This is a genomic window from Paenibacillus sp. 1SOY10, assembly GCF_056836745.1.
The window spans coordinates 133,214-152,400 of sequence record NZ_JBXENK010000004.1; the positions used below are offsets into that span (position 1 = coordinate 133,214).

Consider the following 19,187-nt stretch of genomic DNA (forward strand, 5'->3'; position numbering starts at 1 on the left):
ATATAAAACCGAAAAGAGAAGAGGGTTCCGGACGCATACACGCCGACCCCCTCCATACTATGCAATAATCATTTTGTTTAGGAGCACGGTGAGCAAATGAGGCTCTCCACCAGGCAAGGTTTTCCTTCTCGCCAGCTTTTGTTAGGCTTTCGAAGCAATAACTTCAATCTCCACCAGCCCGTCCTTAGGCAGGCGAGCCACTTCAACCGCGCTGCGTGCGGGATAAGGAGCTGTGAAGAACGTACCGTACACCTCATTTACTTTCGCGAAGTCGTTCATGTCTTTCAGAAACACTGTCGTTTTAATGACCTTGTCCAGTCCGCTGCCAGCCGCTGCCAAAACAGCAGCCACATTACGTAGCGATTGAGCGGCTTGGGCCTCTACACCTTCTGCCAGTTCTCCCGTCTCCGGCACCAGACCAAGCTGTCCAGAAGTAAAGACTAAATCACCAAATCCGATACCTTGCGAATAAGGTCCAATTGCCCCCGGTGCTGCTGTCGTGGATATCACTTGTTTCTCCATTTTCCTCATCCCTTCTATTATTTGTTTCTACATTGTAGCGATAATTACCCGGTAAGAGCAACTTAATCCACCCGATCAGGACATATCTTCCCAGGCTTCAACGGCAGGTAGAAGGAGAACGTACTCCCTTGTCCCTCTGTGCTGTCCATATCAATGAAGCCACCCAGCAGCCTGGCCAAATTACTACTGATGGACAATCCCAGTCCTGTTCCACCGAATTTGCGACTGATTGAGCCGTCCGCCTGCTGGAACGCCTCGAATACCGCATCATGCATTTCCTTTGGCACGCCGATTCCAGTATCGGTCACAACAAATGCAAGCCATTCTCCGGGATGGGGAATCTCCTCGCTCCCAGCCCGACGGATATCCAGTTGCACTTGGCCCTCCTGGGTAAATTTGAACGCATTAGACAGTAAATTACGCAAGATTTGATTAATTCGTTGTGCATCACTTATAACCGTATTAGGCAACCCTTGCTCCAGATTAATCACAAACTGGATATCCTTCTGCTGGGCAATATGTTCAAAATGCATTTGCATCCAGTCCGGCAATTCAGCAAGTACGACTTCCTCTTCGACAATTTCCAATCGACCCGCCTCTACCTTGGATAAATCAAGTACATCATTTACTATTTGCAGCAAGTCATGGCCGGACTTATGAATGATGCGTCCGTATTCCGGGATATCCTCCCCCGCTTCGTCGCTCTCCGAGATAATTTCCGCCAGGTTAATAATGCTGTTCAGTGGTGTTCTCAGCTCATGCGACATATTGGCCAAAAATTCAGATTTGTATCTGGAGGCCTGAGCCAATTGTTTAGCCCGGTCTTCCAGACCAATCTTGGCCTTGTGTAGCTCGTCTGTTTGCTTGCGAAGCAACTCATTGGCATATTTAAGCTCCAGATTCTGTCGATGCCCTAACTGAAAATCACGCAAAATCAGAGCAAACAATATGCTAAGAAAGCTGCCCAGCGGCAAAGTTACCGGCATAATCTCCAGCATGTATTTACTGAAGGGAACCACACCGAACAAGGCAATGTTCACGTGATGAACCAGATTGATGACCAGAATTGTAACCAAACCCTTGATGAAAAATCGGTAATTGGTTCGCTTCATCCAGATACTCAACCCTGCCCCAACGAAACCAAGGATCGTCAGGTTAACCAAACCGACAATCGCCGCCTCACTCACGCCAAAGCTCAAACGGGCCATACCAATCCCAACGCCAATCAAAATGACCGTCGCCGGTTGCGCATAAACGAAAGCCGCAATAATCAACGGTACGTAGCGCAAATCAAATATCACATCATCCTTCAGGCGAAAGCCAAACTTCATGCAAATCCAGCCCGATACAATCATCAGCAGCACGGACAGTACATAAATCATACGCGGCGACGTTCTCCGAAGCCCATATTTATATAGGATATTAGCCAGATAAGTGACAGTAACCAGCATGCCCAAATTTAGTAAAAATGTATTTCCAAGTCCCATCAAGTCACCTCCAAAAATTTTATTTTGTGACCGGGTTGCCATAACCCTGCCGCCTATCTCAAGTTCCTCATTCCCCGCTTCTTAACAACAATGATTCCAGTATGACATATCCAAGCTTTCTAAAAAATAAATAATTTAAATATTAAGCAACCGTTTACATATGCTATATCCCTTGCGGGGTATAGCTTTGTTCAAATCAAGACGTTGAGCTATGTCACAATTAATGTGATTCATTTCACATTATCACATATTTTTATATGCTAAAATTCCCTCGACAAAGGTTTTTCAGACTGCTCAATCCCTTTGTAACACGCCACTTTTTAGCCCTTGCCCGTTTTGAGTTTATGTAGTTAAATAAGGAAGTTATTAAAATGTCTTCACATTTTAATATATATAATTCATTCACTGGAGGTCTCTATCATGAAAAAAGCTTCAATCATTCTTAGCAGCGCTCTGCTGCTCGGTTTGTTGGCAGGTTGTGGTTCGAACAATGGTGCAAATACAGCAGAACCGGCGAACAATACACCTGCTGCTACTGAAACCAATGCAAGCAATAGCACGAACAGTGCTGAAGCAGGCAGCTATGAAGACGGCGTTTACTATGCCCAAGGCGAAGCTGATGCAAAAACAGGTTGGCAATATTACGTTACTCTCACAGTTTCTGGAGGAAAGATTACAGAAGCAAATTGGAATGCTATTAATGCAACAGTTCCTGTTGATAAAGTAACCTACTCCAAAGAGGGCAAGTATGGCATGAAAGATGGCGGCGCTGCTTCCGAATGGCATGAACAAGCCGAAAAAGCGGAACAATATTTAATTGAAAAACAAGACCCAAAAGATATTACCCTAAATGAAGAAGGTAAAACAGATGCTATCGCTGGCGTATCTGTTCATGTGAATGAATTCTTCACATTAGCTGACCAAGCTTTGGCTGCCGGTCCTGTTGATTCAGTAACGTACAAAGATGGTACTTATCATGAAGAAGGCGCTGAATTCGATCCTCATTCCGGTTGGAAAGAAACCGTGGATGTTGTCGTAGCTGCTGGTAAAATCGTCAGAGTTAACTTCAGTGGTGTGAATGAAAAAGGTGAAGACAAGAAGCAAACCTCGATCGATGGCAACTACGGCATGAAAGCAGCCGGTTCCCTGGCCGAATGGCATGAAGAAGCAGCCACTGCTGAAGCTTTCCTGGTGGAAAGTCAAGATCCAACGGCTGTAACTTTCAATGAAGAAGGTAAAACAGATGCTATCGCTGGAGCAACCATCAGCCTGCAATCCTATTTCGAGCTTGTCAGCAAAGCACTTGAACAAGCTAAATAATATTAGTCATCAATGAACCTAAATTAAGAAGAGGTGAATCTCTTGAAGAAGATCGTAGTTTTGGGCGGTGGTTATGGCGGTGTCGTCACTTCCAAGCATCTGGCCAAACTGTTGAAAAAAGATAAAGATGTGGAGATCCAGTTGATCGACCGCAACCCGTATCACACGCTGCTGACCGAGTTGCATGAAGTCGCAGCTAACCGGGCTCCTGAAGATTCAGTTAAAATCGAGCTCAAGAAAATTTTTGCTGGTCAAAAAGTTGACGTTGTTCTGGACTCCATCGACAATATCGACTTTAATGCCAAGGAACTTCGTTCCGAGCAAAATACTTACAAATATGACTACCTGGTTATTGGTTCTGGCTGTAAGCCAACCTTCTTTGGTATTCCAGGTGCAGAAGAGCATGCGTTGACCCTGTGGTCTTATGAAGACGCTGTTCGCTTGAAAGAGCAAGTTCGCCGCATGTTCAGCGAAGCTGCCAAAGTTAAAAATCCTGCCAAACGCCGCAAAATGCTCTCCTTTGTTGTGGTCGGCGCCGGGTTTACTGGTGTGGAACTGGTCGGGGAACTGGCTGAATTCCGGGACGAGCTGTGTAAAGAGTTCTTCATTGATCAAAGTGAGGTTCGTCTGGTCGTTGCCGATATGGCTCCGAAAATCCTGCCGATCCTGCCTGACAAATTGATCGAGAAAGCAGCGAAACGCCTGCGCAAGATGAATGTAGAAATTGTAACAAGTGCGAAAATCACTGGCGTTACTCCATCCAGCGTACAATTGGGCGAAGGTCAGGAGCTTGAAGCTGATACCATCGTTTGGACAGCCGGTGTTGAAGGCTCTGAACTGGTTGGCAAACTTGATGTCAAGCAAGAAGGTCGTAAACGGATCGTCACTAACGACAAGCTGCAAAGCGTTGATCATGAAGACGTATATATCGTTGGCGACAACATCTTCTTCATTCCTGAAGGCGAAACGCGTCCCGTGCCGCAAATGGTGGAAAATGCCGAGCAAGCCGGACCGCTTATCGCACATAATATTCATGCCGATATCCACGGCAAGCCGAAGAAATCATACAAGCCTGGATTCCATGGCACAATGGTATGTATCGGTAGCCGTTACGGCGTAGCCAATGTTGGCTTACCGAACAAGATGTTCATGCTGACCGGCTTCATGGCCATGCTCAGCAAGCATATGATCAACATGTACTATCTCTTCACCGTAGCTGGCTTCGCTAAAGTCTGGACTTACATGATGCACGAGTTCTTCCATGTGAACAACCGCAGAAGCTTCCTTGGGGGTCATTTCTCCAAGCGTTCGCCGAATTTCTGGCTGTTGCCGCTTCGTGTTTTCGTAGGTTACAAATGGCTTGAGGAAGGTATCGACAAATTGCCGAAGATCCTTAAGGACCCTTCGAACATCTTCTTGATTCCTGCTGCTCCTCATACAGATGCAGTCTCTGCTGCCAGTGAAGCTGCTGGTGCCGTAACTGAGACCGTTGATGCTCAAGCTGCTGCTTCGGCAGTTGAAAGTGCATCGACAGCAGTAACCGCATTACCAGTACCTGGATTCATCAAATCGATGGTTAATGGTGTTATGGATATTTTCTTCTACACGCCAGACGGCGGTTACACCGCTTTGGCTACTGTGTTCCAATTCTTCATGGTATTCGCGGAAATCGCGATTGGCATTATGCTGATCGTAGGTCTGTTCACTGCCGTAGCTTCCGCAGCTACTGTAGCACTGGGCGTTATGATCTGGTCTTCCAGCATGGCTTCCTCTGAAATGCTGTGGTACATGACTGCAGGTGTTGCCTTGATCGGCGGTTCCGGTAGCATGTTCGGCCTGGACTACTACGTTCTTCCTTGGCTCAAGAAACAATGGAAACGAATCCCACTTGTACGAAGATGGTACTTATATACCGAGTAGACAGTTACCTTTTTCTGTTGAGAGCTTGAAACCCGGAGTAATGTGCGCATATAGCGCACATTACTCTCCTTTTTCTATTCCTGCCGAAATCGGTGTTAGATACCCTGCAAGCCTACCTGCTTTTTAAGGAGTGTGTCCTTATGAATCATCACCTCATCCAAGATGCTTATCGCTTATTGCAGGGCGAATGTTCGCCCGAGGCCGGCATTATTGTAGATTTACCTACCCTGGAAGCGGCACCGCTGGCAATGCTTCTGGAGCAATACGATATGACTGCGGTACGACAATGCCGCCTGCTTACCATTTACATTGCAATCAAGCTCGCTTTGCAGCGCCACATGGATTGTGAGCATCTCGCCTCTGGCGAGGAGCTTACCCGCAGGGTGCTGGACGGCGACTACCTATACAGCTTTTACGTGGAACTTTGCCTAAAATGGGAGGAATACGATTTACTCTCTCATCTGGCTCCGATCATCAAGCAAATTCAAATCAAACGGGCGGAAGGCCGCCCCGAGGACGAGCGGCTGCTTAAGGGCTGGGAGTTATTCCTCCGGCTTGAGCATAACCGCAGTACCGCCAGTCAGGCCATTTAGCCAATGTCTTGCCTGTGAAGCGAGCCAGGCATTCGCAGCTTGGCTCGTTTTTGTTGTGTAAGAGCCGTTTTATTTTCCAAGGAGGAGACGCCATGAGGAGACTTGAGGAAACGCTAAATATCCCATTGAAGACCGTAGACCGAGAGATTGAGAATATGGTTAAATTTGACCGGGATGTGCCCCGCTCCTCTCAGCTTGCCAAGAGCATCATGGAATTGATTCGATCTGGTGGCAAGCGGGTTCGCCCTTTGATGGTTATCGTGGGCAGCCGCTTTGGGCCTGTCTCCGATCCGCAAAAGGTATGGCGACTGGCCGCGGCTGCTGAATTCATTCATGCTGCTTCGTTGATTCACGACGATATCATTGATGACTCGCCGCTACGGCGTGGTCAGAAGGCGATGCATACCAAGCTTGGCGTTAGCGGAGCCTTGCATATCGGCAACTATATGTCGGCAAGGGTAATCGAGCTGATCTCCGTCTATTCCGCCGAGCGAGAGCGATTTGCCTATCATCTCTCTTCTCTTGCGACCACCAGACTCTGCTTGGGCGAATATCAGCAATTATCCCTCCTATACGACTATGATGTGACCATAGAACAATATTTGGAGAAGTCGAAGAACAAAACAGCACAGCTTATGGCCACCTGCCTGCAAATCGGGGCTCAGGCTACCGGAACCGATACGGCCACCTCCGATCTCTTATATTCCTTTGGAGAGAAGCTCGGCATTGCCTTTCAAATTCGGGACGACCTACTGGATTTCACGCAATCCTCGGAGAAGCTGGGTAAGCCTGCTGGAGGCGATTTACGCAGTGGCCAAGTCACTCTTCCCGTCCTGTTCGCCTTGCGTAACGAAAGCCTTGCTGGGCAGATCAGAGCTATCTCAGCGGACAGTCCAGCCACTCAAGTCAATGAAGTCGTGGCAGCCATCCAGGCTAGCGACGCGCTCCAGCACACCGAAGAGCTAAGTCGGCAATATTTGAACGAGGCCCAGGAGATTATTCATCAGCTAATTGATTATCCTTCACATGCGGACTTGCAAGCTCTGCTGGATTACTTGGGTGGACGCGAGAAATAAGCTACAAATAAAGGCGATGCCGGGATATAACTCCCTTGGCATCGCCTTTTCATATTTGGATATAATATTCAGCCTAAAATAAAGTCTCCGAGCGTAAACAGCAGAATCACCATACTGATCACCTGATTTAAATTGTATGAGGCCACGTTCATCCGTTTGCGGTTCGAGGGCTTAATGATCTTGTGCTCGGTTAACAGGAGTATGATGGAAAGAGCGATTCCCACCATGTACATCCAGCCAAGCTGGCGAATCGGGATCAGAGCGATCAGGAGCAGCACCATAATCAAGTGCAGCCCGGCCGCGATACGCAAGCCATTCTTAAGTCCAAAGGCGCTGGGAATCGACCAAAGGCCGTGACTGCGGTCAAAGTCGATATCCTGAGATCCGTAAATAATATCGAAGCCAGCAATCCAGAGCATGACGATCGTACCCAGGATAAACGGTGTGAAGGCAAATTGCCCCGTCACCGCGAACCATGCCCCGATGGGAGCCGAAGCGATTGTAAAACCTAAGTACAGATGGCTCAAATACGTAAACCGCTTGGTGTATGAGTAGGAGGAGATCAGGAAGATCGCCACCGGCGACAAAATCAGGCAGAGCGGATTGAGCATGCCCGCAGCAACTATAAAGATAGCATAATTGATCACAACGAAAGCAAGGACCTCACGGGATTCCAACAGCTTTAGCGGCAAATGGCGGTGCGCTGTCCGCGGATTCTGCTCATCAAAGACACGATCGACCACGCGATTGAACGCGTTAGCTCCGTTCCTTGCACCGATCAGGGCGATCAGTCCCCAGAACATAATTCTCCAGGAGGGCATGCCCTCGGCGGCCCACACCATCGAAATGATGGCAAAGGGCAAGGAAAACAACGTATGGGAAAACATGACCAGTTCGCTGTACAGCCTTATTTTACTACCGATTTTTCTGGCAACTTCCATGATTAAGTACACACTCCTTCATTGCTTAGGCCGTAGATCAGGCCAATTCTTCCAGCACGGCTTGCAACGCCTCCAGCATCCCGCGTACATCCTCTTCCGTAATGACCAGCGGCGGCTGGAAGGCAAGCACATTGCGATCTACCCCATTCTTGCCGATGATAAACCCACGTTCCAGCATCCCTTCAAGCACATCATCCGTAAGCCTTGCCGCGGCATCAGGATCATCAGCCCGCAGCTCTGCTCCCAGCATCAGGCCTTCTCCCCGTACCTCGGATACAGATGCCGGGAAACGGACGGCAAGCCGTTCCAGACCCGCACGCAGCAGCGTGCCCAGTTCCTCAGCACGTTCTGGCAACTGATGCGCCTCAATGTAATCCAGCACCGCTAGCGCAGTCATGGAGGATACGGGATTCCCTCCAAACGTGGAAGCCGATGGACGGTTGAAGCTGGCGGCAATCTCATCGGTCGTGGCAAAGCCCGCGATCGGAATACCGCTGCCAAGCGCCTTCGCCATAGTCAGGATATCGGGCGTTACCTCATAACGGTCCATGGCGAACATCCGCCCCGTCCGGCCGAAGCCGGTCTGTATCTCGTCGGCAATCAGCAATACTCCGTACTGCTCTAGCAGCCGCTTCACTTCAGCGAAATACCAATCCGGCGGTGTCACAATCCCGGCATTGCCCTGAATCGGTTCAACAATCATCGCAGCGACGGTGTCGCCCTTCTCCGCCAGAACGCTCTTCAGCGCCTCGATGGAGCGACGGCCTGCTTCATCGGCGCTCATCCCTGGCTCAAAGGGACGCGGGATGAAGGTGACATCCTTGTCCTGCGCAAGCTCGGGGTCTGTACGCCACATCTTCAGACCGGTTACGCTCATCGTCAGGTACGTCCGGCCATGCAGCCCTTGTTCCAGCGCCAGAAAGCCTCTACGGCCCGTATGAAGGCGCGCGAGCAGCAAAGCCCCCTCATTCGCTTCTGAGCCGCTGTTGACGAAGAACGTGCGTCTCAGGGCGCCTGGCAGCACATTAGCCAGCCGCTCAGCCAAATCCACGTTAGGCTGCGTCAAATAAATCGTACACGTATGCTGCAAGGTTCGTAGCTGCTCTGCCGTACGTTCCGCAATCTCGGGGTTACAATGACCGCTGGCAACCACAGACACACCGGCAAAGAAATCGGTGTACCGCGTGCCATCGTGACCATACAGATATTGCATGGCCCCCATCACCAGTTGCGGCGGATTGCGGTAAAAATGACTGGTGCAAGGATAAAAGTATTGTTGACGTTTCTCCAAAATGCCGTCCGGCCCGATATAACTCTGCATGTTCTCCGCTTCCTTCCCTTTTCGTTTACTTGCCATCCACCGCTCTTTGAGCTTCTTAGTGAAGCGCGGGAGCACTCTCGGCTTCGTCCGTCGCGCTCTCTGCCCCTGCCCCGGCCATACCGCTGGCGCTACCCCCATCAAATTGCAAGGCACCCAGCGTATAGCCTGCATAAACGGGTACAAGCTCCGCGAATTGTTTGGAGGCCGCCGCAGGATCAGCCAATGCCGCTTTGTAGGCACGAACGATGGTGCCAAGCTGCTCTGGACGATAGGTAGCTCCTTCGATACGGAAGACGGACAAGCCGGCGTCCACCAGCTCCTTAACGGCTGGCATCAGGCAAAGCTCCTTGGCCATCATCAGATGATTCCGGCCGTGAACGTCCCGATACACCGGATTCTCGCCTTTATCAGTCATGAGCACCAGAACGCTATTATCTACATAATGATTATCTTCTTCCCCAATAGACTGGAAGGTGTCCGCATTTTCATATAAATCATGCTCCATATACATCAGAGCTGGTGAACCGTGAACGATGACTTCCAAAGGTCCCGGCGTATGGGCTAACAAGCCCGTCAGGTCCTTCAGCGGCAATTCCATCGATGCAGTTAAGCGGGTAACGCCCAGTTCACGGTAGAATCCCGCAGAGAGCTGGTTGTATACGTTGAGGTTATAGTCCCCAATCAGCGGGTATCCTTTGTTCGCAAATTTGTGAATGGCCCCCAGGTTAGTGACCATCAAGCCATCAAGGGGTAATCGTTCCCCGGACAATAGACCATCATAGATTTCAAAATGCAGCTCAGTCATCATACGCGGGAGACATAGAACCAGCTTGGCATCACCCTTCATAGAAGCCAGAGCCTTGATGTCCTCTTTGGTAAACGGGCGGTCCGGTTCATACACATCGCCGGAGAGATAGATATAGTCTGCGCCCGCCTCCAGCGCCGCCTGAGCCTGCGAGAAATTATTCACATGCACAGACACACCTGGTTCTACATTGCTCCTATTAGAGCCGCCTAGCTTCTTCTCACTGCCCACAGATGCCAATGCCTCACGAATTGCGCCAACCCGCTTCTCGCCAAGTTCGCGCTCTGCGGTTGGCGTACTGAATACCTTGCCGGTGCTGTAAAATTTGCCGGTTCCCTCATACCGACGGTTAATATTAGATAATCCCGGGCGTCCGAAGGCGTAGCCGGTAGAGAAATCACGCTTGCGGTTCTCATACAATAACTTGGTATCCTGACTACGTTCAAACCCAACAGGATCATCAATATAACGATCAATCGCATCACCATAAGCCTGAACAAGCATCAGTACAAAATCTACGTCACGCATCCGCCCTTCGATCTTGAAGGATGTGATCCCTCCATGAATCAATTCAGGAATATGTTCATACATAAACATGTCTTTGACAGCCAGTGGATATTCCGCAGGATACACGTTGCCATCCTTCTTGACCCGGTAATCCCAGCGACATGGCTTGAGACATTTCCCCCGGTTGCTGCTCATGCCAAATACCATGGAACTGAAATAACAGTTAGCCCCATGTACCGAGCACATATCACCATGAATGAAATATTCAAGCTCCATACCGGTTGCTTCCCTAAGATGCCGGGTAGTCATCAGATCCATTTCCCGCGAAGTAACCACCCGCGTAACGCCCAGTTCTTGCAGCGCACGAACCATTTCTACATTATGCACGTTCATCATGACCGAGGAATGCACCTTAATCCCAAGTCCCATTTCCCGAATCAAGGACAAGACGGCGAAATCCTGCACGATAATGGCATCCGGGCCAGCCGAATCCAGAAACTGCAAGTATGTCCGCGCCTCTTCAAGCTCACCTTCATTAAGCAGGTTGTTGACGGTGACGTATACCTTTTTCCCCAAACCATGAGCGATCCGGACCGCTTCCGTAATTTCCTCCAGCGTAAAATTATAGCCTTTGCGCATCAAACGCATATTCAAGCTGGGGCCACCCAGATAGACGGCGTCGCAATTCGCTTCAATTACTTTTTTGAAAATTTCAAACGTCCCCACAGGTGCCAGTAGCTCTACTTCTTTTCCGTTAAAATAACGTGCCACAGTTGTCTCCTCCTTACCAAAATTCTCTGTCTACTTCTTTCTAAGACCAATGATATGCCAAACTCGCTACGGCCAATAAAATATAGGAGACCACGAACCACGTATCCCGTTGCCTCCATGCCAGATAATGATACTCTGAACGCGCCGCACCAATGATGTAGCCGCGCGATTCCATCGACAGCACCAATTCCTCCGCACGGCGGAATGCACTGACCGTGACCGGTACCAGCAGTGATACCAGCATTCGCCCCTTCTCCTTCCAGGGAAGTTCCTTCAAATCGGCACCCCGGGCGGCCTGAGCCTTCACAATCTTCTGCGTCTCATCGAGAATGGTCGGAATGAAGCGCAAAGCGATGCTCATCATTAGCGTAAGACGGTCCGAGGAAATACCAATAAGGCGCAGCGGCTTAAGTACGCCGTTCATCCCCTGATTCAACAGCCCAGGCGTGGTGGTGAACGTTAGAATTGCGGTGAATGACACCAGCATGCCCATCCGCAAGGCAGCGATTCCTCCGCTACTCAGGCCAGCCTGATAAAGTGTCCATGAGCCAATCTGCCAAAGTGGAGGACCTTCCTTTACCGCCAGACATTGCACGATAAATATGAACACCATCAAGGTCCATAATGGCTTTGCCGCCTTCAAATAATATTTGAGCGGAATACGTGTAGATAACATATAGGCTAGCGAAAATACCATAACCCCCGCTAGCGCAATCCACGATTGAACAGCTACAATGGCCACAAGATAAAGGACCATGCCGGTCAGCTTGGCCCGCGGATCAACACCGTGGACCCAAGAGCCCGTATCAATGCTGCGTCCAAACAACAGCTTGTTGCGCATATTAGCCGTCCCCCTCTCCGGAAGGTTCAAGGCCCAGCGTGGCTACTTCCCTAGGTAACGGTGTAACAGCACTCCCCACTTGGGCAGACAAGGCAGCCAGACGGTCGGCCAGTGACTCTGCCGTCAAGCAGGGTTCTTCCTCTTCCAGCCCGTAATGGGCCGCTACTTCATTCCAATAGCGAATACAATCAGGAACGGCCAGTCCGGATGCTTCCAATCGTCCTGCTTCCTGCACGAGCTCCTTAACACTTCCCTGAAACGATTTATGCCCATCCTCCATCACAATCCATTGATCGGCAAAGGGCAAGATTTCTTCCATCCGGTGCGTAACGACCAGCACCGTCTTCCCCTCTTCGCGATGCAATCGCGACAGCATGCCGGCAAGCTCTGCCCGGCTCTGCGGGTCCAGTGTCGCTGCCGGTTCATCCAGTGCGATAATATCCGGCTCCATCGCCAGCACCGAAGCGATCGCTACCTTACGCATCTGTCCGCCACTTAAATGAAATGGATTCCGCGGGAGAAATGAATCATCAAGACCAACCAGCAACAACGCTCTATGAGCACGCTGCTTGGCTTCCTCCAAGGAACAGCCAAAATTCAGCGGCCCAAAGCAAATATCCTTCTCCACCGTATCTTCGAACAACTGCTGTTCAGGGAACTGAAATACCAGCCCCACCCGGCGTCGCAGCTCTCGCAGTGGAGGGGCTTTATCTCCTGCCTGCATCGTAACATCAAGTACACGCAGCTTACCCTCTGTTGGCTTTAGTATCCCGTTAAAATGCTGCATTAGCGTCGACTTGCCCGATCCGGACGCCCCGGCAATCCCGGCGAACACCCCGGTCTCCAGATGCAAGCTAATTTGTTCAAGCGCACTATTCCGCCATAGGCTGTTCGCATCATAAGCAAAGCTCACCTGTTCAAAATCAATGGACATTCCCGAGTCCCCCCTTATCGCCGCTCTAACTTAAGCTCTTCCGGGAGCTCCAGTCCACGTGTTCTTATAGCATGCTGTAATCGAATACGATAGGGGGCAATCAGCCGACAGGAATCAAGCAAAGCCCCATTCTCGAACAACTCCGCGGGGGACAAGTCGGCAACCACGCTGCCTCCCCCAAGCACGATGGCCCGGTCCGATGCAAGAATCTCATCGGCATCATGGGTGATGGAGACCATGGTATAGTGTCCGCTATTCTGCATCTCTTGCAGAATAGCCAGCAGTTCCCCGCGAGCCTTTTCGTCCAGCATGGAAGAGGCCTCATCAAAAATAATGATGCCTGGCTCCATTGCCAAAATCGAAGCGACGGCCACCCGCTGTTTTTGTCCGCCGGAAAGATCCGCAGGATGTTTGGACAACAGATGGCCGATTTGCATTTTTTCCGCATATTCCTTTACACGTTCCACCATCTGCTCTCGCGGCAAGCAGCGGCCTTCCAGGCCAAAGGCAATATCCTCTTCCACCGTGGCTCCGATAAATTGATTGTCTGGATTTTGAAAGACCATTCCAATACGTGGACGCAACCTTGCAACCGTATCCCGATCCAGCCTGGTGCCCTCCACTTGAATCTCTCCAGCATTGACAGCGAGCAAGCCGCCAAGCAACTTGGCCAGGGTCGATTTGCCGCAGCCGTTAGGCCCCACTAGTGACACCCAGCTTCCCGAAGGGATATCGAGTGTGATTTCGTGAAGTACAGGATGGTCCGGATGATAAGCAAAAGACACTCGGTGCAATTCGTACGCCAGTCCATTCTCACTCATGGTTCTCTCTCCCCTCAAGTATGCTAAAGCCCACGCTAGTGAACTTGCTCAGTCTTTTTCGGCAAGAAAGCCCTCAAATAACTCCAGCTTGGATAAAGCCGGAATTAAGTATCTGACGGCAATCCCGACAGCGATACCTGTCAATACACCCATAATGAGGAGCATCGGCAGATAATAAAAGATATTGGAGGTACGGAAATAAAAAGCCGCAGCGGTGAGCTGACCCACATTATGCGCAATACCGCCGACGATGCTGATTCCGATGACGCTCAACTTTTTCCGGCCCACCGCAAGCAGGAACCACATGGCCGCAAAGCTGAATAGCGCACCCATAATACTAAATAAGAAACTGGAAAAAGTTCCAAATATAAACGCCGTTAACAAGGTTTTTAACAACACCATCATCAGCGAATCTCTCGCTCGCAAGAAATACAGGCAGGTCAAGACCATAATATTAGCCAAGCCAAGCTTGGCCCCGGGTACACCCATATTAATAGGAATCGACGCTTCAATCAGGCTTAATACCACAGAAACGGCCGCGAATATCGCGATAATAACCGTTCTCTTCAACATCAAGTTAGACTGTTCATTTAACGATCGCATCTACATCGTCTCCTCCCCCGGTAGCCACGACTTCAACCATTAATTTATGAGGAAGGCATACGATCGTTCCCCCGTTCCGGTCGATAAATCCAAAGGTTAAACACACCTTATCCGGGCAATCGGCATCAATCATTTCAATACCATAGCTGTGTACCTTGAGCTGGTTGTAGCCAAATTCCGTGTTAATATCAATCGTCTGTTCTTCCCCGGTTAAAGCCACCGTCTTGAACAGCTTCCCGTCAACCGTGATTCTGGCCACTCGTTCTTCATTGTTGTGATTGTTTTCACTTGTGTTGTTGCCGAGCCATCTTGGCACCAAAAAAACCAAGGCGACCGCCACAATTAATCCGATTAACAGGATATCTCCGCGTTTCATGGCAAACTCCCTTATTTTTTAAATATGTAAATCTTAGATTAACCTATTATACATGGTCTTTCATGTACTTAAGTGTGATTTATGTCTCTTTGTATTATGCTTTCTTTGCTTTTCACAAAATCATCACCTAAGGAGGTATATTATGGTACGATATCTGGCTATTTTAGCGCTTGTTAGCAGGAAGTGCAAGCAAGCATGGTTGCATTTTCTCCACAATGAAGTATACTATATATTGAATTGTTAAAAACCCGCTTGATCGTTCCTCAAAAGATTATAACTCTCCTTATACCGTTTCGGTATGAAAATTCCTATTTGAATGACCCAATAAAAGTAAGAATTTTATGGTTTTTCTGATTCAAACTGGCGCGGTCATCGGAGCCGCAAGGACAAATGAGAGGTAGGGCTTTTGTTGTTTTAGAAATACGCTATTCGTTAGTTGTAGTCAAAGCAGGAACACCGGGGTGTCTTCTACGTGTACAAGAAGACCTACGTAACAATACAAAGCAGGCCTTGGTGTGAATAGCCAAGGCCTGTTTGGCTTAGAATAAGCTTGTCTTTCCAAACGAATGTAAAGGGGTGTTAAGCATGCGTGAAGGATTAATTCCCACCGTTCTTGGAGCCGTAGTGTCAGCTTCTGCCGCATCAATGCTCGGAAGCAAGTATAAGCTTGCCGCTACTGGTGTGCTTGGATTTGGCTTGGCCCATATCGTGCTCGGCGCCATAGATCTGATCGAGCACCGCTAAGCTTTGCTTTGGAAGACAAGGGTTGTCCTGCGGGATGACCCTTCCCTTAACTTGCATATCTCAAGTCTTTGAAACCTCATAGTAAGTCGTTTGGCAAAAAAGACGGCAAATAACCACCGGCAGAAAAGCCGGTGGTTATTGTATAGATAAGTTGCTGTATTAATTAGACGATATTTACACCTGCACTCACATACCCTGCTATGGTAGAAGCAATTGCCAAACCTGTTGAGGTAGCCGAAACTACCAATAACAAACGGGTGTCTTCTGTGACAGGTATATTTATAGGCCCGCTGTTTCCTGAAACAACAGTACCTAATGTAATTAATCCCGTAAGAGGAGGAAGTGTTACTAAAGCCCCTGCTATCGGTGAGAAAATATTGTTAGGCACAGTTGATTGATAAAGCTGTACTGTAATTGGTATTGTTCCAATACCTAAGCTTAATCCGGCTGTAACACTGAAATATGCCGAGATTGAAGTGATTGTACCATCACGAGGCATTGACCAGGAGAAGTTAGTGAGTAATCCAGCCGCACCTGTAAGATCAATCGTTGCTCCAAGAACGTTCGGTAATGTTCCTGAGTTACCAAAGCCCACAACAGCGGGAAGTCCAGCCAAACCGCCTAGCAGGGTTGTTGGTGCTACAGGTGTACCTGATGCAAACGGAATGATTGCTCCTTCGCCAGTTGGGCCAGTTGGACCTACTGGGCCTGTCGCTCCGTCTGCCCCCGTTGGGCCTACTGGACCTGTTGCTCCGTCTGCCCCTGCTGGGCCGGCTGGACCTGTCGCTCCGTCCGCTCCCGCTGGGCCTGCAGGACCTGTTGCTCCGTCCGCTCCGGCTGGGCCGGCTGGGCCTGTCGCTCCGTCTGCCCCCGCTGGGCCTGCAGGGCCTGTCGCTCCGTCTGCCCCCGCTGGGCCGGCTGGGCCTGTCGCTCCGTCTGCCCCCGCTGGGCCGGCTGGACCTGTCGCTCCGTCTGCCCCCGCTGGGCCGGCTGGGCCTGTCGCTCCGTCTGCCCCTGCTGGGCCGGCTGGACCTGTCGCTCCGTCCGCTCCCGCTGGGCCTGCAGGACCTGTTGCTCCGTCCGCTCCCGCTGGGCCTGCCGGGCCTGTTGCTCCGTCCGCTCCCGCTGGGCCTGCAGGACCTGTTGCTCCGTCCGCTCCCGCTGGGCCTGCAGGGCCTGTCGCTCCGTCCGCCCCCGCTGGGCCTGCAGGGCCTGTTGCTCCGTCCGCCCCCGCTGGGCCTGCAGGGCCTGTCGCTCCGTCTGCCCCCGCTGGGCCGGCTGGGCCTGTCGCTCCGTCTGCCCCTGCTGGGCCGGCTGGGCCTGTTGCTCCGTCCGCTCCCGCTGGGCCTGCTGGACCAGTCGCTCCCGTTGGGCCTGTCGCACCTGTAACTCCGTTCGCTCCCGTCGGTCCTGCCGGGCCTGTAGCACCTGTCGGGCCGGTGGCAGACATCGTATTTTCAATCTGTACGTTAGCAGAACCCTCGGTTACTATAATATCAAGTGTATTGGACAAGAAATTGAGGTTCTCCCCAGCCCCTACTGTAGCAGAGCCTGTGGTACCAAATACATTAAACAGAAACTCCCCAGGAGTTAATGGACCGGTTGGACCCGTTGGGCCTACTGGCCCAGTCGGCCCTACCGAGATAGGCAGAGACATAATATTACCCAGTTTGCTTTGCAACAGCCACTCCTTTTTCGTGGTTTCCTGCAAAGTGTTTCTGACACTTTCATTAATGGTGAGCAAATCACTAATTGTGGGTGCAGGACCTGATAGACCAGGTAACGTCCCCAACACATATTGCAGCTTCTCGCCCTCTGCATTAATGATATGACTTAATCCCAATTCCTCCATGGCGATGGATGATAACAGCAAATTAATAGCATCTTCTCGTGATAATGTAACGGACGGAGTAATATTGGGAAAATTAGCTTGCGACATACATTTTCCTCCTTAATTGTCTCTGAACACATACCGTACATCTTCAGAAAAGGCGCTTAGACAATAGAGCAAGCAATTACGTCATCCTGTACGGCCTACATCCCAGTTGGCTTTTTTCCAAACCTGCTCTTGCATTTAATCTTCTTTCTGACGTTCTTGCCGCTCGCGATCCATTTCAACAACCTGCCCCATCTTCATCAGTAACATCATTTCCTTCAAAATAACTCCTTGCATCGTGGCACTCATGGAGCGCTGCATTAGCATCAATTGTTCCATCGTAGGTGCAGAAGGTACATCTGATCCATTCTCCAAAGTCCCCAATACATACTGCACCTGCTCCGCTCCCGCATTCACCATATGGGCTAATGCCATCTCCTCCATGGCAATGGAGGACAGAAGCATCACGATAGTTTGATCCATATCAACGGATATGACAGGCGTAATATTCGGCATTCCCGGTTGACTCATGACCGTTCACCTCTTCCTGCATATCCGCTTTTTTCTAGCTTCAATCTCGCATCCAAGAATTCGGGGTACACCTTAAGCGACCGCAAAAAGGCCGCTTCAGCCAAGGATTCAGATCCAAGCGCCTCATAGCATATCCCTTTAAAATACTCGGAATAGTAACTGCCCACACCAGCTTTACTCAAATGGATGCTGCAACGTTCACCCATTTCAAGACATTTTGTAAAAACCTCAATAGCTTCGGCATACCTTCGCTGCCCATACAAAATGACTCCCTCGTAAAACTTTAAATCTACATAATCCGGATACATTGAAATGGCCAGGCGAATGCCCTCTAAAGCATTGGCGATGCTGTTCGTTTCAACCAGAATGGCATACTTCAGGGCATAAATGATGGAAGGCGGTAATTGCCGGGCATGGAGAAATTGAGCAATGGCTTGATTCACATAATCAAAGGCCTGCTCATACTCACCAATACGGTAATATTCACTGCCAATATGGTAATCCACCCATAAGCTGCTGTTGTCCCTGGCTTTCTCTTCAAGCAGCATGCTCAAATTGCGCTCGTGCTTTTGTTTTCCGCGGACGGCTTGATTCATATATCCGTAATGATGGATACGAACCGGCAGCACCGTCAACCCCGCCCCGGAAGCAATCACTCTCCTTTCCTCCTCTGGCAGATACAATTGTTCATGTATGGAATTAGTAAAATGAAATCCCAGATGATTACGGAATACCCGATGGTGGGCTAAGGTGTACATTTGATAAGGGTCAGGCTCACCATCTCCGTAATAATTTCTGAGTTGTAACAACAGTATATTCTCATTTCTGGAATGGAGTTCCAGTCTCAGGACATTTGCATCCCCTGGCTCCATTTCTTCATCGGCATCCATCCACAGAATCCATTCTCCCTGAGCCTTCTCCAAGCTAAAATTGCGCGCATTGGCAAAGCTTCCATCCCAGGGGTAACTGAATACTTCTGCTCCGTAAGCCTTGGCAATATCTATGGTGCCATCGGTTGATCCGGTATCCACTACGACGATCTCATCTACTTCTTGCCGGACACTGTCAAGACAGCGTCCGAGGTTCTCGGCCTCGTCTTTGACGATCATGCATAGTGACAGTAACACGTCATCATCTCTCCCTTCTGTAAGAGAATGTTCAAAAATTCGTCTTCCCATGACGAAGTTATTCAAGGAGC

18 protein-coding genes are annotated in these 19,187 nt (G+C 49.9%); 5 read left to right on the plus strand and 13 right to left on the minus strand.

Annotation, left to right across the window (positions count from 1 at the left end):
* Positions 1-141 precede the first annotated feature (141 nt).
* A complete protein-coding gene (locus tag AC1VOR_RS13255) occupies positions 142-522 on the minus strand; it encodes a RidA family protein (RefSeq protein ID WP_482618431.1) in 381 nt (126 codons plus the stop codon).
* Between the two features lie 62 nt (positions 523-584).
* The gene (locus tag AC1VOR_RS13260) at positions 585-2,009 is read right to left on the minus strand and encodes a sensor histidine kinase (protein ID WP_482618568.1); all 1,425 of its coding nucleotides are present in this window, start codon (positions 2,007-2,009) and stop codon (positions 585-587) included.
* A gap of 420 nt (positions 2,010-2,429) precedes the next feature.
* Between AC1VOR_RS13260 and AC1VOR_RS13265 the strand changes: the two genes are divergently transcribed.
* The 4 genes from AC1VOR_RS13265 (at position 2,430) to AC1VOR_RS13280 (ending at position 6,918) form a co-directional block, all read left to right on the plus strand.
* Complete coding sequence (locus tag AC1VOR_RS13265) at positions 2,430-3,329, plus strand: FMN-binding protein (protein ID WP_482618432.1); 900 nt, start codon at positions 2,430-2,432, stop codon at positions 3,327-3,329.
* Positions 3,330-3,371: 42 nt separating this feature from the next.
* Positions 3,372-5,249 carry an NAD(P)/FAD-dependent oxidoreductase gene (locus AC1VOR_RS13270; protein WP_482618433.1) on the plus strand — a complete coding sequence of 626 codons (1,878 nt, stop codon included), beginning with the start codon at positions 3,372-3,374 and terminating at the stop codon, positions 5,247-5,249.
* 140 nt (positions 5,250-5,389) lie between these two features.
* Positions 5,390-5,842: a hypothetical protein gene (locus AC1VOR_RS13275; RefSeq protein ID WP_482618434.1), complete on the plus strand. Its 453-nt coding sequence runs from the start codon at positions 5,390-5,392 to the stop codon at positions 5,840-5,842.
* 92 nt (positions 5,843-5,934) lie between these two features.
* Complete coding sequence (locus AC1VOR_RS13280; protein ID WP_482618435.1) at positions 5,935-6,918, plus strand: polyprenyl synthetase family protein; 984 nt, start codon at positions 5,935-5,937, stop codon at positions 6,916-6,918.
* Between the two features lie 68 nt (positions 6,919-6,986).
* Here the strand turns inward: AC1VOR_RS13280 and AC1VOR_RS13285 are convergent, their stop codons facing one another.
* Genes AC1VOR_RS13285 through AC1VOR_RS13320 form a run of 8 tightly spaced genes read right to left on the minus strand, consistent with a single transcriptional unit; the run spans position 6,987 to position 14,838 of the window.
* Positions 6,987-7,859, minus strand: coding sequence for a UbiA-like polyprenyltransferase (locus AC1VOR_RS13285; RefSeq protein WP_482618436.1), 873 nt, complete (start codon positions 7,857-7,859; stop codon positions 6,987-6,989).
* Between the two features lie 37 nt (positions 7,860-7,896).
* Positions 7,897-9,180, minus strand: coding sequence for an aspartate aminotransferase family protein (locus AC1VOR_RS13290; protein ID WP_482618437.1), 1,284 nt, complete (start codon positions 9,178-9,180; stop codon positions 7,897-7,899).
* A gap of 55 nt (positions 9,181-9,235) precedes the next feature.
* The gene (locus AC1VOR_RS13295; RefSeq protein WP_482618438.1) at positions 9,236-11,263 is read right to left on the minus strand and encodes a peptidase U32 family protein; all 2,028 of its coding nucleotides are present in this window, start codon (positions 11,261-11,263) and stop codon (positions 9,236-9,238) included.
* 40 nt (positions 11,264-11,303) lie between these two features.
* On the minus strand, positions 11,304-12,104 hold the full coding sequence (locus tag AC1VOR_RS13300; RefSeq protein WP_482618439.1) for an energy-coupling factor transporter transmembrane component T family protein: 801 nt from the start codon (positions 12,102-12,104) through the stop codon (positions 11,304-11,306).
* A 1-nt stretch (position 12,105) separates the two neighbouring features.
* Complete coding sequence (locus tag AC1VOR_RS13305) at positions 12,106-13,038, minus strand: energy-coupling factor transporter ATPase (protein WP_482618440.1); 933 nt, start codon at positions 13,036-13,038, stop codon at positions 12,106-12,108.
* A gap of 14 nt (positions 13,039-13,052) precedes the next feature.
* Positions 13,053-13,859 carry an ATP-binding cassette domain-containing protein gene (locus tag AC1VOR_RS13310; protein WP_482618441.1) on the minus strand — a complete coding sequence of 269 codons (807 nt, stop codon included), beginning with the start codon at positions 13,857-13,859 and terminating at the stop codon, positions 13,053-13,055.
* A gap of 48 nt (positions 13,860-13,907) precedes the next feature.
* Positions 13,908-14,462: a Gx transporter family protein gene (locus tag AC1VOR_RS13315; protein WP_482618442.1), complete on the minus strand. Its 555-nt coding sequence runs from the start codon at positions 14,460-14,462 to the stop codon at positions 13,908-13,910.
* Entirely contained in the window at positions 14,446-14,838 is a 393-nt protein-coding gene (locus AC1VOR_RS13320) for a NusG domain II-containing protein (RefSeq protein ID WP_482618443.1), read from the minus strand. The genes AC1VOR_RS13315 and AC1VOR_RS13320 overlap by 17 nt, the downstream gene beginning before the upstream one ends.
* A gap of 585 nt (positions 14,839-15,423) precedes the next feature.
* Between AC1VOR_RS13320 and AC1VOR_RS13325 the strand changes: the two genes are divergently transcribed.
* A complete protein-coding gene (locus tag AC1VOR_RS13325) occupies positions 15,424-15,582 on the plus strand; it encodes an asparagine synthase (RefSeq protein WP_482618444.1) in 159 nt (52 codons plus the stop codon).
* A gap of 163 nt (positions 15,583-15,745) precedes the next feature.
* Here AC1VOR_RS13325 and AC1VOR_RS13330 read toward each other — a convergent pair whose 3' ends face one another.
* The 3 genes from AC1VOR_RS13330 to AC1VOR_RS13340 form a co-directional block, all read right to left on the minus strand.
* Positions 15,746-17,521, minus strand: coding sequence for an exosporium glycoprotein BclB-related protein (locus AC1VOR_RS13330; RefSeq protein ID WP_482618445.1), 1,776 nt, complete (start codon positions 17,519-17,521; stop codon positions 15,746-15,748).
* 135 nt (positions 17,522-17,656) lie between these two features.
* Entirely contained in the window at positions 17,657-17,989 is a 333-nt protein-coding gene (locus AC1VOR_RS13335; RefSeq protein ID WP_482618446.1) for an alpha-helical endospore appendage domain-containing protein, read from the minus strand.
* The gene (locus AC1VOR_RS13340) at positions 17,986-19,116 is read right to left on the minus strand and encodes a glycosyltransferase family 2 protein (protein ID WP_482618447.1); all 1,131 of its coding nucleotides are present in this window, start codon (positions 19,114-19,116) and stop codon (positions 17,986-17,988) included. Before AC1VOR_RS13340 ends, AC1VOR_RS13335 begins: the two co-directional genes overlap by 4 nt.
* Positions 19,117-19,187: the final 71 nt, after the last annotated feature.

Bases quoted from the DNA above. Each gene is read 5' to 3' on its own strand.
- AC1VOR_RS13255 (WP_482618431.1), bottom strand. From the start codon at position 522: ATGGAGAAACAAGTGATATCCACGACAGCAGCACCGGGGGCAATTGGA.
- AC1VOR_RS13260 (WP_482618568.1), bottom strand. From the start codon at position 2,009: ATGGGACTTGGAAATACATTTTTACTAAATTTGGGCATGCTGGTTACT.
- AC1VOR_RS13265 (WP_482618432.1), top strand. From the start codon at position 2,430: ATGAAAAAAGCTTCAATCATTCTTAGCAGCGCTCTGCTGCTCGGTTTG.
- AC1VOR_RS13275 (WP_482618434.1), top strand. From the start codon at position 5,390: ATGAATCATCACCTCATCCAAGATGCTTATCGCTTATTGCAGGGCGAA.
- AC1VOR_RS13280 (WP_482618435.1), top strand. From the start codon at position 5,935: ATGAGGAGACTTGAGGAAACGCTAAATATCCCATTGAAGACCGTAGAC.
- AC1VOR_RS13285 (WP_482618436.1), bottom strand. From the start codon at position 7,859: ATGGAAGTTGCCAGAAAAATCGGTAGTAAAATAAGGCTGTACAGCGAA.
- AC1VOR_RS13290 (WP_482618437.1), bottom strand. From the start codon at position 9,180: ATGCAGAGTTATATCGGGCCGGACGGCATTTTGGAGAAACGTCAACAA.
- AC1VOR_RS13300 (WP_482618439.1), bottom strand. From the start codon at position 12,104: ATGCGCAACAAGCTGTTGTTTGGACGCAGCATTGATACGGGCTCTTGG.
- AC1VOR_RS13305 (WP_482618440.1), bottom strand. From the start codon at position 13,038: ATGTCCATTGATTTTGAACAGGTGAGCTTTGCTTATGATGCGAACAGC.
- AC1VOR_RS13310 (WP_482618441.1), bottom strand. From the start codon at position 13,859: ATGAGTGAGAATGGACTGGCGTACGAATTGCACCGAGTGTCTTTTGCT.
- AC1VOR_RS13315 (WP_482618442.1), bottom strand. From the start codon at position 14,462: ATGCGATCGTTAAATGAACAGTCTAACTTGATGTTGAAGAGAACGGTT.
- AC1VOR_RS13320 (WP_482618443.1), bottom strand. From the start codon at position 14,838: ATGAAACGCGGAGATATCCTGTTAATCGGATTAATTGTGGCGGTCGCC.
- AC1VOR_RS13325 (WP_482618444.1), top strand. From the start codon at position 15,424: ATGCGTGAAGGATTAATTCCCACCGTTCTTGGAGCCGTAGTGTCAGCT.
- AC1VOR_RS13330 (WP_482618445.1), bottom strand. From the start codon at position 17,521: ATGTCGCAAGCTAATTTTCCCAATATTACTCCGTCCGTTACATTATCA.
- AC1VOR_RS13335 (WP_482618446.1), bottom strand. From the start codon at position 17,989: ATGAGTCAACCGGGAATGCCGAATATTACGCCTGTCATATCCGTTGAT.